Origin of the sequence: Paracoccus nototheniae, assembly GCF_004335005.1 — a bacterium.
Taxonomy (GTDB): Bacteria; Pseudomonadota; Alphaproteobacteria; order Rhodobacterales; family Rhodobacteraceae; genus Paracoccus; species Paracoccus nototheniae.
In genome coordinates this window covers 35,789-49,421 of sequence record NZ_RQRT01000009.1, presented here as the reverse complement: position 1 = coordinate 49,421, position 13,633 = coordinate 35,789, and the positions used below count along the sequence as shown (strand labels likewise).

At 65.3% G+C, this 13,633-nt stretch carries 13 protein-coding genes, 1 tRNA gene and 1 pseudogene; 9 read left to right on the top strand and 6 right to left on the bottom strand.

Going from position 1 to position 13,633, the window contains the following annotated elements; genetic code table 11:
- Positions 1–2: 2 nt before the first annotated feature.
- The 4 genes from EG885_RS06145 to EG885_RS06130 all read left to right on the top strand — a co-directional run bounded on the left by EG885_RS06145 (position 3) and on the right by EG885_RS06130 (position 4,806).
- On the top strand, positions 3–785 hold the full coding sequence (locus tag EG885_RS06145; protein WP_131573605.1) for an ABC transporter ATP-binding protein: 783 nt from the start codon (positions 3–5) through the stop codon (positions 783–785).
- A complete protein-coding gene (locus EG885_RS06140; RefSeq protein ID WP_131573604.1) occupies positions 782–2,323 on the top strand; it encodes an amidohydrolase family protein in 1,542 nt (513 codons plus the stop codon). The genes EG885_RS06145 and EG885_RS06140 overlap by 4 nt, the downstream gene beginning before the upstream one ends.
- Before the next feature lie 73 nt (positions 2,324–2,396).
- Positions 2,397–3,854, top strand: coding sequence for an amidohydrolase family protein (locus EG885_RS06135; RefSeq protein ID WP_242679528.1), 1,458 nt, complete (start codon positions 2,397–2,399; stop codon positions 3,852–3,854).
- 268 nt (positions 3,855–4,122) lie between these two features.
- Entirely contained in the window at positions 4,123–4,806 is a 684-nt protein-coding gene (locus EG885_RS06130; protein WP_131573602.1) for a pentapeptide repeat-containing protein, read from the top strand.
- A 261-nt stretch (positions 4,807–5,067) separates the two neighbouring features.
- Here the strand turns inward: EG885_RS06130 and gfa are convergent.
- Positions 5,068–5,628 (bottom strand): annotated as a pseudogene (gene gfa / locus EG885_RS06125) (S-(hydroxymethyl)glutathione synthase); the annotation flags it as partial.
- Positions 5,629–6,131: 503 nt separating this feature from the next.
- Here gfa and EG885_RS06120 point away from each other — a divergent pair.
- On the top strand, positions 6,132–6,707 hold the full coding sequence (locus tag EG885_RS06120) for a hypothetical protein (RefSeq protein WP_131573601.1): 576 nt from the start codon (positions 6,132–6,134) through the stop codon (positions 6,705–6,707).
- 17 nt (positions 6,708–6,724) lie between these two features.
- A complete protein-coding gene (locus EG885_RS06115; RefSeq protein WP_131573600.1) occupies positions 6,725–8,314 on the top strand; it encodes a gamma-glutamyltransferase in 1,590 nt (529 codons plus the stop codon).
- 362 nt (positions 8,315–8,676) lie between these two features.
- Here EG885_RS06115 and EG885_RS06110 read toward each other — a convergent pair.
- The 3 genes from EG885_RS06110 to EG885_RS06100 form a co-directional block, all read right to left on the bottom strand.
- Positions 8,677–8,752, bottom strand: a tRNA-Ala gene (locus EG885_RS06110).
- Between the two features lie 129 nt (positions 8,753–8,881).
- On the bottom strand, positions 8,882–9,277 hold the full coding sequence (locus EG885_RS06105) for a DoxX family protein (RefSeq protein WP_131573599.1): 396 nt from the start codon (positions 9,275–9,277) through the stop codon (positions 8,882–8,884).
- A gap of 55 nt (positions 9,278–9,332) precedes the next feature.
- Entirely contained in the window at positions 9,333–9,650 is a 318-nt protein-coding gene (locus EG885_RS06100) for an FYDLN acid domain-containing protein (RefSeq protein ID WP_131573598.1), read from the bottom strand.
- Positions 9,651–9,747: 97 nt separating this feature from the next.
- Between EG885_RS06100 and EG885_RS06095 the strand changes: the two genes are divergently transcribed.
- Entirely contained in the window at positions 9,748–10,443 is a 696-nt protein-coding gene (locus EG885_RS06095; protein WP_131573597.1) for a M48 family metallopeptidase, read from the top strand.
- Between the two features lie 31 nt (positions 10,444–10,474).
- On the top strand, positions 10,475–11,119 hold the full coding sequence (locus EG885_RS06090) for a GntR family transcriptional regulator (RefSeq protein ID WP_131573596.1): 645 nt from the start codon (positions 10,475–10,477) through the stop codon (positions 11,117–11,119).
- Positions 11,120–11,270: 151 nt separating this feature from the next.
- On the opposite strand, the gene EG885_RS06085 is transcribed toward EG885_RS06090, so the two are convergent.
- Both EG885_RS06085 and hemB read right to left on the bottom strand, forming a co-directional pair.
- Positions 11,271–11,897, bottom strand: a complete 627-nt coding sequence (locus EG885_RS06085; RefSeq protein WP_131573595.1) for a lipid-binding SYLF domain-containing protein — start codon at positions 11,895–11,897, stop codon at positions 11,271–11,273.
- Between the two features lie 70 nt (positions 11,898–11,967).
- On the bottom strand, positions 11,968–12,963 hold the full coding sequence (gene hemB, locus EG885_RS06080) for a porphobilinogen synthase (protein ID WP_131573594.1): 996 nt from the start codon (positions 12,961–12,963) through the stop codon (positions 11,968–11,970).
- A 95-nt stretch (positions 12,964–13,058) separates the two neighbouring features.
- On the opposite strand from hemB, the gene EG885_RS06075 reads away from it, so the two are divergent.
- Positions 13,059–13,631, top strand: coding sequence for a hypothetical protein (locus EG885_RS06075; protein WP_131573593.1), 573 nt, complete (start codon positions 13,059–13,061; stop codon positions 13,629–13,631).
- Positions 13,632–13,633 lie beyond the last annotated feature (2 nt).

Genomic DNA, 13,633 nt, shown 5'->3' with positions numbered 1-13,633 from the left:
CCATGCTTGGTCTGTCAATCAAGGACGTGTCGAAAATCTGGAATCCCGGCGGCCCCGACCCCGTTCCGGCGGTCAGCAACCTGACGCTGGACGTGGCACCGGCAGAGTTCGTCGTTCTGCTGGGGCCGTCCGGCTGTGGCAAAAGCTCTCTGCTGTATATCGTGGCGGGGCTGGAGCAGCCCACAAGCGGCACGGTCACATTCGATGGCCTGCCGATCACCGAACCCTCGCCCGAGCGCAGCCTGATCTTTCAGGAGGCGTCGCTTTATCCCTGGCTGACGGTCAAGGACAACGTGACCTTCGGGCTCAAGATCAACCATACGGCACCTGCCAAGCGCGAGGCCGCGGCCCAAAAGCTGCTGAAGCTTGTCGGGCTTGGCAATGCGGGCAACAAACGGCCTCATGAACTGTCCGGGGGCATGCGGCAGCGGGCCGCGCTGGCCCGTGCTTTGGCCATGCGGCCCAAGGTCATGCTGATGGACGAACCGTTCGCTGCGCTGGACATCCAGACCCGGGCCCGCATGCAGGGGCATCTGCTGGACATCTGGGAAAGCTCGAAAGCTTCGATCCTTCTGGTCACCCACTCGATCGACGAGGCGCTGGCGCTGGCCGACCGCATCGTCGTTTTCACGTCCCGCCCGGGTCGGATTAAGGCTGAAATCACGCTGGATCTGCCCCGTCCGCGCGATCTGCGCAGCCCTGAAATGGTCGACTATGCCCGCCGTTGCGAGGCCCTGCTGGCCGAAGAGGTCGAACGCGCATTCAAGGAACAGGAACTGGCATGAGCATTCAGATTGTCACTGCCCGCTGGATCGTGACCGGCGCGCAAGCCGACGCCACACCGGTCATCCATCAGGACGCCGCCCTGGCAAGCCGGGATGGCGTGGTGCTGGAGGTCGGTCCGGCCGATGACATCAAGGCCCGGTATCCAGACGCGATGGTGACGGATTATCCCGATCACCTGATGATGCCCGGTCTGGTGAACAGCCATCACCATCTGGGCATGACGCCCCTGCAGCTGGGGGCGCCCGATTACGCGCTGGAACTGTGGTTTGCCGCCCGGTTGTCGATGCGAAAGATCGATCCCTATCTGGATACGCTCTATTCGGCCTTCGAGATGATCTCGTCGGGCGTCACGACCGTGCAGCATATCCAAGGCTGGGCGACGGGCGATTTCGATCAGGTTCTTGGCGCCGCCACGGGGGTTCTGAAAGCCTATGACGCGGTCGGTATGCGCGTGTCCTATTGCTATGCGGTCCGAGAGCAGAACCGTTTCGTTTATGAAGCGGACGAGGATTTCTGCGCCCGCCTGCCGCCCGCCACCGGCAAGGCGATGGCAGAACATCTGGCCGCGCAAAAGATGAGCTTTGCGGATTTCATGGCGCTTTACGACGCGCTGAAAAGCGGTAACCGCAACCCGCGTGCGCGCATCCAGCTGGCCCCGGCCAACCTGCATTGGATGACCGATGACGGGCTGCTGGCCATGAAGGAAAAGGCCGACAGCGAACAGGTGCCGATGCACATGCACCTGCTCGAGACCGCCTATCAAAAGGAATACGCCTTCAGGCGAACCGGGACCAGCGCAGTCAGGCATCTGGAAAAGCTGGGCCTTCTGGGGCCGCAGCTGACCCTTGGCCACGGCGTCTGGATGACCGAGGAGGATATCGAGATCTGCGCGGGGACCGGCACCTGTGTCTGCCACAACTGCTCTTCGAATTTCAGGCTGCGCTCGGGTCAGTTGCCGCTCATGGATCTGCGCAAGCGCGGCGTCGTGGTCGGGCTGGGGATCGACGAGGCCGGGATCAACGACGACCGCGACATGCTGCAGGAAATGCGGATGGCGTTGACGGTCCATCGGGTGCCGGGCATGGACGCTGCGGATGTGCCGAACCCGACCCAGATCCTGCAGATGGCGTCGGAACATGGCGGCCTGACCACGGCCTTTGGGGCCGAGATCGGTCGCCTCGATCCCGGACGTCAGTTCGATGCCGTTCTTCTGGATTATGGATCGGCGACTTGGCCCTATCAGGATCCGGGCATTGCGCCTCTGGATGCGATGATCCACCGGGCAAAGACCAGGGATGTCCATGCCGTCATGATCGGCGGCGAGGTGGTCTTTCGTGACGGGCGCTTTACCCGGATCGACCGCGCCGAGATTCTGGATCAGATCGCAGCGGCCATGGCCGCGCCCCGCGACGAGGATGAACGACACCTGGAATGGCTTCGCGGTCAGGTTTTCCCAGAGGTCGAAAAATTCTATGCTGGCTATATTCGGGACACCGCCGAGCGTTCGCCCTTTTACAAAACATCCTCTCGTCTGTGATGTGAGTTAAGGCGACATCATGCAAACGATCTTTCAAAACGTCCGCCTTTTCGATCCAGATCGGCAGGCGGGGATGACCGCACCCTGCGATCTGATGGTGTCAGAGGGTCGCATCGCGCGGGTCGGCAATGACCTTGCCATTCCGCAGGGTGCCGAAATCGTCAAAGGCGCCGGAAACCTTCTGATGCCCGGCCTTGTCAACGGGCATTTTCATTCATCCGTCAATCACATGAAGGGCCGGCTTCCCTCGATGCCGCTTGAAATCTTCATGCTCTATGAATGTCCCGAGCTTGAAGTTCTGCGCCCCACCCCGCGAGAGGCTTATCTGCGCACGATGCTGGGCTGTATCGAGATGCTGAAATGCGGCACGACCTCGGTTCAGGACGATTGCTTTTTCGTGCCGCGCCCCGAACCCGACATCATCGACGCCGTCGCGCAAGCCTATCTGGACAGTGGGATGCGTGCGCGACTGGCCCTTGATCAACCCGAACTGTCGGAACTGGATAAATTGCCCTATCTGCGCGATCTTCTGCCGGCAGATCTTCGCGCGGAGCTGGCCCAACCCACGTCGGCAGGACGGGATGACTTGCTGGAGCTTTACGACCATCTGCTGTCTCGCTGGCATGGCGCTGCAAACGGACGCATCAAGGGCGCCGTGTCCTGCTCGGCGCCGCAGCGTGTCAGCCCCGCTTATTTCGCAGCGCTGGACGATCTGAGCCGCCAGCACGACCTGCCTTTTTATGCGCATATGCTGGAAACGAAATTGCAGCGCGTCTTCGGGCATCAATGCCTGAACGGCGCGTCACTGGTGCGTCACACCGCCGAGATGGGCTTTCTGTCCGACCGGATGAACGTCATTCATGCCATCTGGGTCGATGACGCCGATCTGGATCTGCTGGCCGACAGCAAGGCGACGGTGGCCCACAATCCTGTTTCCAACCTTCGGCTCGGCAGCGGCATCATGCCCTGGCGGGCGATGCATGACAGGGGCATTCCCGTTTGTCTGGGCGTGGACGAGGCCATCGCCGACGATGCGATCAATATGTGGTCGGTCATGAAGACCGCCTCGCTTGTGCATTGCCTGACGGATCCGGATTACACGCGCTGGCCCGCACCAGACGAGATCCTGCGGGCCGCGACCATTGGCGGTGGGCATGCAATGCGCGAGCAGGGTCTTGGCAGCCTTGCAGTCGGCGCCCCGGCCGATCTGAACCTTGTCAATCTGAACGCCATTTCCTTGACACCGTTGAGCAATCTGACCCGGCAGCTTTCGCTTTGTGAAAACGGCAGCGCGGTTCTGACGACAATGGTCGCCGGAGAGATCGTCTGCCGGAATGGCTGCCTGACCCGTGTCGATGAAGACGATCTGCTGGCAGAGGCCCGGCAGATCTTTGGTGCAAAGATCGGGCTGATGGATCAGGCCGATGGCGTGGTGGCCAGAGTGCTGCCCTATTATCAGAAAATGTACCAGATGGCATCCGAACAGGACGTCGGATTCGAGCGTCGGGTTCCGTTGCCGAAGACCAGATGAAAAGCCCTAGTCTTTCCCCCGCCGCATGCCGGGGTTCCGTCTTGCAAGCGCCTGTCGCAGATCACCGACAGGGGGCAGACAGTCGATATCCCCTTGGCAAACGGATCGCTGGCGCGATGATCAGGCCGTGGAACCGGCTTTGCCGGATGCGCCGTGACGACCGCCCGCGCAGCCTGCGTCCTGACGCGCGGCTGTGCGATCCTGGGGACGTCGGCAATGCTCTGCTCTGCCGGCTTGCAGGCCCCCCAAAGCAATGCGACTGAGGCCCATGACCGCGACAGACAGCATCACGGATACCGCCCCTGACCGCGTGGCGATCGATCAGTTGGTCCGAACAGGCCAGCCCGTCACGCTGACGCAATGCGATCTGCAGGGTCTGGATCTTTCCGGCCTCGACATGGTCGGCTGGCATTTCCAGCGCTGCAATCTGGCGGGCACCGCGTTCGAGCGCGCGGTCCTGGAGGATGCGCGGTTCACATCCTGCCGGGCGGGCGCCGCGCGCTTTGACGGGGCCGAGATGTCCGACATCACGATCGATGGCGGGGATTTCAGCAATGCGGGCTTTCGACGGGCTGTCCTCAGCTCGGCCCGGATCGCCGGCTGCAAGATGACCGGCGCCAATCTGACCGATGCCCGGACCGATGGGATCGGGTTGCAGGATGTCCTGCTGGTCCTTGCGGTCCTGCCAAAGCTGTCGCTGAGAAAAGCCGTGCTGAGGCAGGTGAACTTCAGCGAGGCCGACCTGAGCCAGTGCGATTTCAGGGATGCGGTGTTCGAAGGCTGCTCGCTGCGCGATGCCAATCTGACCGACAGCCGGTTCGAGGGCGCCGATCTGCGCGGCGCCGATCTGGGGGGCGTCCGGCTGACCGATGCCGGTCGGTTCCGGGGTGCCGTCATCTCGAAACAGCAGGCGGCGGATCTGCTGGGCCAGATGGGTCTGCGGGTTTTGTGACCGATCAGCCCAGATGCGGGGCGGTTCCGCCCGGCACGTCAAACGGGGCCGGTCAGGCCGATCCCGTCACTCAACCCGATAAGCGTCACCCCGTCGTCACCCCGGCGCGGCCTAGCGGCCGAAAAGCTTGTTCAGCAGCCGGGCAAACAGCGATCCGCCCTCACTGGCTGGTGGCGTCGGGGCCGGTTGGTGCTGCGGCCTTGGGGATGCGGTTTGCGAAGCCTTTGCGGCAGACGGTGGCGGCGTCGGTGCCGCCTGCGTCTTGGCCGCATGGGTCGCGATCGCATCCATCAATGGTGGCGACAACGTGTCATAGGGATGAAGCCCCAGTTCGCGCAGCCGCGCCCGGATCCCGTCCATTCGGGATGGATCGACCCCGGATTCGATGACCGAACTGACAAAGGCCGCAAATTCCGGCGCGGACCAGCCGTCTTCGCGTGACAATTCGGTATGCACGAAATCCAGCCCATGGAACGGATGGTCTCGATTCTCGATCCGCCCATACAGATGCACGCCGCAATCCCGACAGCGGTGACGCTGAATGGTGGCCTCTGCGTTCACGATCTCCAGCTTGTTGCCGTTCTCCAGCACTTCGACCGCGTCGCGCGAGACGACGGCGACCTGACTGAAGATCGCACCAGCCGGTTTCCAGCATTTGGTGCAACCGCAGACGTGATTATGCGCGGTCTGCGCCCCGACACGCAGCTTCACGGGATTGCTGGCGCAATGACAGACCAGAACGCCCCCGGAAAAACCCGGATTGCCCCGTTTGATGCCAGAATCGACGGCAGGATGTATCAGCACGCTTTCGGTGTTCGCCATGGTCCTCTCCTCCGATGACCAGATCAGGCCAGCCTCTGCCGGACGAGAGAGTTCGGCAAGCTGGCGGAAGGTGGCAGATGCAGGCAGATGGTATCCTGTCGCAGCGGGCGGATGTCGCGAAGGTCTTGACCGATCGATTGCAGGATGTCGCAAGGGCAGACCTGCGGGGCGATGCCCGGAGTCTTGGCGGTTGATCCAGCGACTTTGGGATCGGGGAACGATCACGGCAAGGCAATGCTCGGGCTGATGGCTGATGATCATTGGTTAGGTGGACGGTCGGCGGCAGACCGCAGGCCTGTTGACGGTCAATCAGGCTGATTGATTGGGGCTGAGATCAAGACGAACGCCGTGACGCTTGTGTCATCCTTGCATGATCGCATGGCGATGCCCCGGCTCTGCACGCGGGTTCCACAGTCTTGACGTCCCGCGTGCCGGATGCATTGACCCGCCAGTGCCTTGCGCAACACGGCCTGCTGACGGATGACAGCGGTGGGGTTGCCTTGATGTGGCCAGCGTTCCCCTTGATCGGGCTGGATGCCTCGGGGCCGATGCTGTCGGCCTGCATGACGGGCGACCGGCTGGATCGCGGGGGTGGCTGTGCCACCGGGGCCAAGGCGGTGCCCGCGACCCTGTCCACCCGCATCAACGCCCTGCCGATCCGACGTGCGCATAAGGTGCGGCTGCCGCGCGACGTGCCGATCCGGCCTGTCCTCGACGCATGCCACGTCCCGCCGGCATGGCTGCGGACAAAATCGCGCAGGCCGTCGGGATCGTTCACCAGCCGCCCAAGCGTCCAAGGGGTGGCGCCTGGATGGTTGAATGTTGTCGGACTTTGGCTCAGCATCGGGTCGCTGATCCCGGTTATCCCGGGTCACCATCGCATCAGGCGGTGCTGCCAGTTCGTCAACCTGCGTGATCAGCCGCTGCCACCGGTGGCGCGCGCTGTCAGGGACTGGCGGATCGCCGAGATGCGGCAGGATATGGAGACTGTGCGCGACCGCTTTCCCGAACTGTCGCTGTCCTCATGGGGCGATCGCGATGCGGCTTGGCGGCGCTGCGTCCCCGGCAAACGGAACTGATGACAAAAGGCCATGACATGACGAATCTTTCCAAGACGCAGCGCATCCGCAAAGAGGTCGTCTGGACCGATGGCGGCGTCGTCGCCTGTCAGCACCGCAAGGCGGCCGAGGTCGGGGCGGCGGTGCTGGCTGCCGGAGGGGATGCGATGGACGCGGCCGTCGCGACCTCGTTTGCGGTCGGCGTGGTCGAGCCGTGGATGTCTGGGCCGATGGGCGGCGGCATGATGACCCTGTGGCGCGCGGATGATCAGCGCGCCGAGGTGATCGAGTTCGGCATGCGCGCCCCTGCCGCGCTGGATGTGGCCGATTATCCGCTGGAGCCGGGGCGGCAGGCGGCGGATCTGTTTCCCTGGACGCGGGTCAGGGACGACCGCAACATCTATGGTGCGACCTCGGTCGCGGTGCCGGGCACGGTGGCGGGAATGGCGCTGGCGCATCAGCGGTATGGCCGCAAGGACTGGGCCGATCTGCTGGCCCCGGCGGTGGCGCTGGCGGATCAGGGGATGGCGCTGGATTGGTATTCATCGCTGCTGATCGCCTCGGGCGCGCGGCAGCTGGCGCGTGACCCGGATGCGGCAGCGCTGTTTCTGGCCGACGGGCAATGGCCCGATATCGCGGGCTGGACCACGGCGACCGATGCCCGGCTGGATCAGCGCGCCCATGCCGCCACCCTGCGCCGTCTGGCCGATCACGGCCCGCAGGATTTCTATGATGGCGCGACTGCGCGCATGCTGGTCGAGGATCTGCGGGCCAAGGGCGGATGCCTGTCGCTGGACGATCTGCGCGATTATCGCGCAACCGCCGCTGTGCCCCGGACCGTCCGCTATCGCGACGCGGTGATCCATGCGCCTTCGGGCCTGTCCGCCGGGGCCGCGCTTGTCCAGACGCTGCAGCAGATGCAGGGGGCATTCCAGCCGGGCGATGCGCCCTCGGCCGCCAGCTATGGCGCGCTGGCAGCAGGGTTGGGCGAGGCCTATCGCGACCGGCTGGCGCAGGGGGGCGATACCGGCGAAAGTCCCCGCGCGCCCGCCTGCACCACCAGTTTCAGCGTGGTGGACCGGCATGGCAATATGGTGAACGTGACCCAGACCCTGCTGTCGATGTTCGGCAGCCATGTCGTGTCGCCCCAGACCGGGATGCTGCTGAACAACGGCATCATGTGGTTCGATCCCGAACCCGGCAAGCCGAACTCTCTGGCGCCGGGCAAGCGGTGTCTGATGAATGTCTGCCCGACCGTGGGGCAGGTGGGCGACCGAATGTTCGCCATCGGCGCCTCGGGCGGGCGCAAGATCCTGCCTGCGGTGGCCAATCTGGTCAGCTTCATGGTCGATTTCGGCATGGATCTGGAGGCCGCGTTCCACACTCCGCGCATCGATGCGTCGGCTGCCAGCGGGACCGTGATGGACGAGGATCTGCCCCCCGATGTGGCCCATGCGCTGGCCGCCCTTGGACAGGTCACCACCGCCAGACGGACGGTCCACCCCTATGCCTTTGCGGTGCCCGCAGGGGTGATGCGCGCGGCAGGCCGGAATTGCGGCGCGACCGAGATCATGAGCCCCTGGGGTGATGCGGTCTCCGAAGGCGAGATATCGCTGCCCACCGCCTGATCGGTCCTTCGCCCTACCGCCCGGCAGACATCGTAAAAACCGGTCAGGCCCGGCATATCCGGCGCCTTGGTCAGGGCGGCATCGCTGCCTTGATCCTGCCCGCGCCGGATGGACGGCCTTGTGTGTGTTGTTTTCGGCAGCGGCGGGTCGGACCCGGCCAGCGTAGGGCCGCTGGAAAACGCGGTGCGGCGTTTGCACGACCGCGTTCCGGACCATGATGTCCCGCAGCCTGCCCGCGATGGCGACCGGGATGTGCTCAGCGCAATCCATGACCCATGCGATCCAAAACAGCTTAAAAATCCCGCGAAAAGACGCGATCAGCGCCTGCGACGAAATCAATCAACCTGCAAGGAGAGTTTAAGTGGTGGAGTCAAGGGGAATCGAACCCCTGACCTCTTGAATGCCATTCAAGCGCTCTACCAACTGAGCTATGACCCCACCGAAGGTCCGCAAGGCGCCTCGGCGCCGCTGCGTGTGGGGTCTATAGGATCGGGCGCCGGGGGGTGCAAGAGGAAAATTTCACCCCCCGGCCAAGTTTTCGGGCGACCGCCTTTCAGCGGTGCGGGATCAGCCGTCGCGCCCGCTGGCCCGGTCCAGGCTGAAGGCGCCGGGGCCTGAAAAGACGAAATACAGAAACACGAAACAGAACAGGATCGCCGCATCGCCACCGTTCAGGGCCGGGAAGGGGCTTTGCGGGGCATGGGCCATGAAATAGGCAACCGCCATCTGACCCGACAGCACAAAGGCCACGGGGCGGGTGAACAGGCCCAGAATCAGGGCCGCGCCGCCGACCAGTTCCAGCATCCCGGCGATCCAGGGCAGGGTCAGCAGGGCGGGTGACATGTCGCTGGCCGGAAAGCCAAGGATCTTCTGCGTGCCATGGGCAAAGAACAACAGCGCCGCGACGATGCGCAACAGGCCCAGCATCTGCGGGCGATAGGCGGACAATCCTTGAAAGCTCATGGCGATACCCCGGGGATAAGGAAAAAGGCCGCGCCTTGGGGGCGCGGCCTTGGGATCATTCTTCTTCGTCGCCTGCGACATCGGCGATGTCGTCCAGCGACACGTCGCCGTCGTCATCATCCTCCTCCAGCAGGTCGTCGTCCAGATCGCCTGCCTCGTCGGCGATATCCTCTTCCTCATCGACCAGTTCGTCGTCATCGGTGGCGGGCACGGCCTTTTCGGTGACCAGCGTCTTGCCGCGGCCATCGGTCAGACTGTCCAGCGTGAACCGGTTGGAACAGGCCGGGCAGGTCATCGGATCTGCCTTCAGGTCGTAAAAGCGCGTCGCGCAATGCGGGCAGAGGCGTTTGGTGCCCCATTCCTCTTTGGGCATGGTATTCTCCTTCAGCCGCGATTAGGGGAAATCGGGCGTTCCCCTGCCATAGCGGCCAGAGGGTGTCAAAGGCTTTATCTGGCAGGCCAAGGCGGGCATGGCAAGCGGCGATCAGCGGATCATCCTGGAAGACGGGCTGCAGGTGCGGCTGAAACGCTCGGTCAGGGCGCGGCGGATGACGTTGCGGGTGCCGCGCGACGGGTCCGGGGCGGTGCTGACGCTGCCTGTGGGGGTGCCGCTGGCGCAGGGGCGGGCCTTTGCCCTGTCGCGCGGCGACTGGCTGCGTCAGGCGGTGGGACGGCTGCCGGCGCTGCAGTTGGCCCGTCCCGGCGCCCTGCTGCCGGTCGAGGGGCAGCCGCTGATCCTGACCCCCGCAGCGGTGCGCCGGGCGATGGTGCAGGACGGCGCGCTTCTGATCCCCGAGGGGTGCCCCGCAGGCCCGGTGGCCGCCGCCTGGCTGAAGCATCTGGCGCTGATGCGGCTGCGCGCGGCCTGCGACCGGTTCTCGGGCGGGCTGGGCCGTCCCTATCGGGCGATCGTGCTGCGCGACACGCGGTCGCGATGGGGCAGCTGCACCCATGACGGGCGGCTGATGTTTTCCTGGCGGCTGGCGATGGCGCCGCCTCTGGTGCTGGACTATGTCGCGGCGCATGAGGTCGCGCATCTGGCGCATATGGACCATTCGCCCCGCTTCTGGGCGGCGGTCGAGGCGCTGATGCCCGGCCATGCCCCACAGCGGGCCTGGCTGAAGGCGCAGGGCGGCGATCTGATGCTGTGGCGCTTCCGCGATTGACGTCTGCGCCATTTGTGATCACATCTGGACAATGACCGTCACACGCCCCTCTGATCCGACCGCCCATGAACGGCTGTATCGCAGCCTGCGCAGCCAGATCATGCTGGGCGAGCTGCCGCCGGGCATGGCGCTGACCCTGCGCGGCATCGCCCGCGATCACAACCTGTCAATGACCCCGGCACGAGAGGCGGTGCGGCGTCTTGTGGCCGAAGGCGCGCTGACCTTATCGGGATCGGGCCGCGTGGCGACCCCCGCCCTGTCCGACGACCGGATCGAGGAACTGGCCGCCCTGCGGGCCTTGATCGAGCCGGAGCTGGCTGCCCGCGCCTTGCCGCGCGCCCATTTCGCGCTGATCGACCGGCTGGCCACCATGAACGGCCGCATCGCCGACGCGGTCGAGCGCCACGATGCGGTGGGCTATATCCGCTGCAATCTGGATTTTCACCGGATGCTGTATCTGCGCGCACAGGCCCCGGCCATGCTGGCCATGCTGGAGACGATCTGGCTGCAGCTGGGCCCGACGATGCGCGCGCTTTATGGCCGGGTCAAAAGGAACGAGCCGCCCCGCCATCACCGCATGATCCTGGCCGCGTTGCGGGCGGGAGACGAGCCGGCGCTGCGTCTGGCGGTGCGGGCCGATGTGACGCATGGATTGCGGCACCTGACCTCTGCCTGAGCGGGTTTTTCGGTCAGAAAAAAGGGGGGCCAGCCCCCCGTCCTTGCGGACTCCCCCCGGGATATTTTAGCCAAGATGAACGCGGCCAGTTCTTTCATCTTGGCTAAAATATCCCGCAGGGGGTCCGGGGGGTGTGAAACCCCCCGGCCTTTCAGCCTGCGGGGGCCATCGGGGGCAGGCCCATCGTACCGAAGCGCAGGTCCGGCAGGGTCGAAGGGATGATGCGGGTGTATTTCGTCCCCTCGATCGAGGCGCCTGCGATCAGGCCGGACTGGCCGAAGATCATCGCCACGACGGGGAACTGGGCCGAGAACGTGTCGGCGCCGACCGCCATACCACCCGAGGGGATGGCGTAGAAGGCACCGGCCCCTGCGGTCCAGCCGGGGGCGGCGCGGAAGGCCGCCAACGATTCGTCGGTCTGGAAGATCAGCACATGCGCATATTGCTGCGCGCCTGCCTGAAAGCCCACGGTCGCGCGCGACGAGGAATAGTAATCGACCGTCTGCCCGCCGATGCGCAGCGCGCCCTGACCATAGGCGCCGCCGAAGCCCAAGGCGGCCTCGGTCATCAGGGGCATGTAGAGGACGCCGCGCGCCCCCTCGACCAAGGGTTGGGCGGCGGGATAGGTGCCGATCAGATATTGATGGGTCTGGTCGACCCGCGCATCCAGCTGGGCTGCGCCGTCGGTGCCCACCGCATTGGTGCAGCCGGCCGCCAGCAGGGCGGCGCCGCCGGTCAGCAGCAGGGTGCGGCGGGACAGGTGATGGGAATTGCTCATGTGTCGCCTCGTGTCGGAATGCGGGGCTCGTTCCGGCCCGTTGCGCGGCAGGATACGCGAGCCGCGCGTCTCATGCCAGCATCTCGGCGACGGTGGGCGCGAAATAGCTGAGCACCCCGTCGCAGCCCGCCCGGCGAAAGCCCAGCAGGCTTTCCACCATCGCGTCGCGCGACAGCCAGCCGTTGCGGATCGCGCCCTCAATCATCGCGTATTCGCCGCTGACCTGATAGGCGAAGGTGGGCGCGCCGAACTGATCCTTGACCGCCCGGCAGATGTCCAGATAGGGCATGCCGGGTTTCACCATCACCATATCCGCGCCCTCGGCCAGATCGCGGGCGACGCATCGGATCGCCTCGTCCCGGTTGGCGGGGTTGATCTGATAGGTCGCCTTGTCGCCCACCAGCCGCCCCGAGGCGCCCACCGCATCGCGGAACGGACCATAAAAGGCACTGGCGAATTTCGCGGCATAGGACAGGATCGCGACATGCTTGTGGCCGTCGCGTTCCAATGCCGCGCGCAGGGCGGCGATGCGGCCATCCATCATGTCCGAGGGGCCAAGGATATCGGCGCCGCATTCGGCCTGGATCAGGGCCATGCGGACCAGCGCCTCGACCGATTCGTCGTTCAGGATCTCTCCGTTGCGGACCAGACCGTCATGGCCGTTGGCGTTATAGGGGTCCAGCGCGATATCGGTCATCACCACCAGATCGGGCACGGTCTCCTTGATCGCGCGGATCGCGCGGTTGCCGATATTGTCGGGATCCCACGCGCGGGCGCAATCGTCGGTCCGGCTTTCCGCCGCCGAATGGGGAAAGACGCAGATCGCGGGGATGTTCAGCCGGGCCGCGCGTTCGGCGGCACGGCGCGCGCCGTCCAGCGTCAGACGTTCGACGCCGGGCATCGAGGCGATCTCGCCCTCGGCCCCGGCCACCTCGGTCACGAAGATCGGCCAGATCAGGTTGGCGGGGGTCAGGTTTCGTTCCGACACCATGGCGCGGATATTGGCGTTGCGGCGCAAGCGGCGCAGCCGGGTGGCGGGGAAGGGGGCGATGATCGGGCTGGCCATGGGGGCCTCCTGTGACAGCGTGGAACAACCGGGGCGCTTTTCCTTGGTCGCAACCCGTTCTAAGGTCCGGCGCAGCCAAGGACAAGGAACGGACCGTGCCGCAATTCGACAGCCTGATCGGGCTTCTGGACAGCCGGTCCTTTTCGACGATCTGGTATTGGCTGGCGCTGGTGGGCATGTGGTCCACCACCGGGCGCAGCGTGCTGGGCGTCCCGTCCGAGGTGCTGGCCCGCGCCAAGGCCACACAGGCGGCAGGCGAAGGCCCCGGCGCCGCCGTTATCACCCTGCTGGACTGGCTGTCGCTGGTGCTGCCGCGCTGGCGGCTTGGCCCGCGCGAGGGGGCGGTGTTTCTGGGCGTGACCAGTTTTCTGATGACCTCGCTGATCGTCCTCGGCTTTGTCTTCTGGCTGGAGATGGCGCAGGCGCTGGTCCTGTTGCTGGCGCCGTTCTGGGTGCTGTTCTGGATGCGCGTGCGGCTGGCCCGCCGCCTGTCGCCGCTGATCGAGGCGGCGCAGGACGCCCGCAGCCCGCTGCCCGAGGTGGCGCAGGGCGTGGTGCGCGCGATGACCTGGCACCGGCGATGGGTGACGCTTTTGTCGATGATCTCGGTCGCGCTGGCGGCTTTGTGGGGGGCCTTGTGGTCGCTGCTTCATCCGGTGGGGTTCTGAGG

What these genes read in the sequence shown, in the direction of transcription:
- EG885_RS06115 (WP_131573600.1), top strand. Translation starts at nt 6,725, where the DNA reads ATGACGAATCTTTCCAAGACGCAGCGCATCCGCAAAGAGGTCGTCTGG.
- EG885_RS06090 (WP_131573596.1), top strand. Translation starts at nt 10,475, where the DNA reads ATGACCGTCACACGCCCCTCTGATCCGACCGCCCATGAACGGCTGTAT.
- EG885_RS06145 (WP_131573605.1), top strand. Translation starts at nt 3, where the DNA reads ATGCTTGGTCTGTCAATCAAGGACGTGTCGAAAATCTGGAATCCCGGC.
- EG885_RS06085 (WP_131573595.1), bottom strand. Translation starts at nt 11,897, where the DNA reads ATGAGCAATTCCCATCACCTGTCCCGCCGCACCCTGCTGCTGACCGGC.
- EG885_RS06120 (WP_131573601.1), top strand. Translation starts at nt 6,132, where the DNA reads ATGTGGCCAGCGTTCCCCTTGATCGGGCTGGATGCCTCGGGGCCGATG.
- EG885_RS06100 (WP_131573598.1), bottom strand. Translation starts at nt 9,650, where the DNA reads ATGCCCAAAGAGGAATGGGGCACCAAACGCCTCTGCCCGCATTGCGCG.
- EG885_RS06140 (WP_131573604.1), top strand. Translation starts at nt 782, where the DNA reads ATGAGCATTCAGATTGTCACTGCCCGCTGGATCGTGACCGGCGCGCAA.
- EG885_RS06095 (WP_131573597.1), top strand. Translation starts at nt 9,748, where the DNA reads ATGGCAAGCGGCGATCAGCGGATCATCCTGGAAGACGGGCTGCAGGTG.
- EG885_RS06105 (WP_131573599.1), bottom strand. Translation starts at nt 9,277, where the DNA reads ATGAGCTTTCAAGGATTGTCCGCCTATCGCCCGCAGATGCTGGGCCTG.
- EG885_RS06135 (WP_242679528.1), top strand. Translation starts at nt 2,397, where the DNA reads ATGACCGCACCCTGCGATCTGATGGTGTCAGAGGGTCGCATCGCGCGG.
- EG885_RS06130 (WP_131573602.1), top strand. Translation starts at nt 4,123, where the DNA reads ATGACCGCGACAGACAGCATCACGGATACCGCCCCTGACCGCGTGGCG.
- hemB (WP_131573594.1), bottom strand. Translation starts at nt 12,963, where the DNA reads ATGGCCAGCCCGATCATCGCCCCCTTCCCCGCCACCCGGCTGCGCCGC.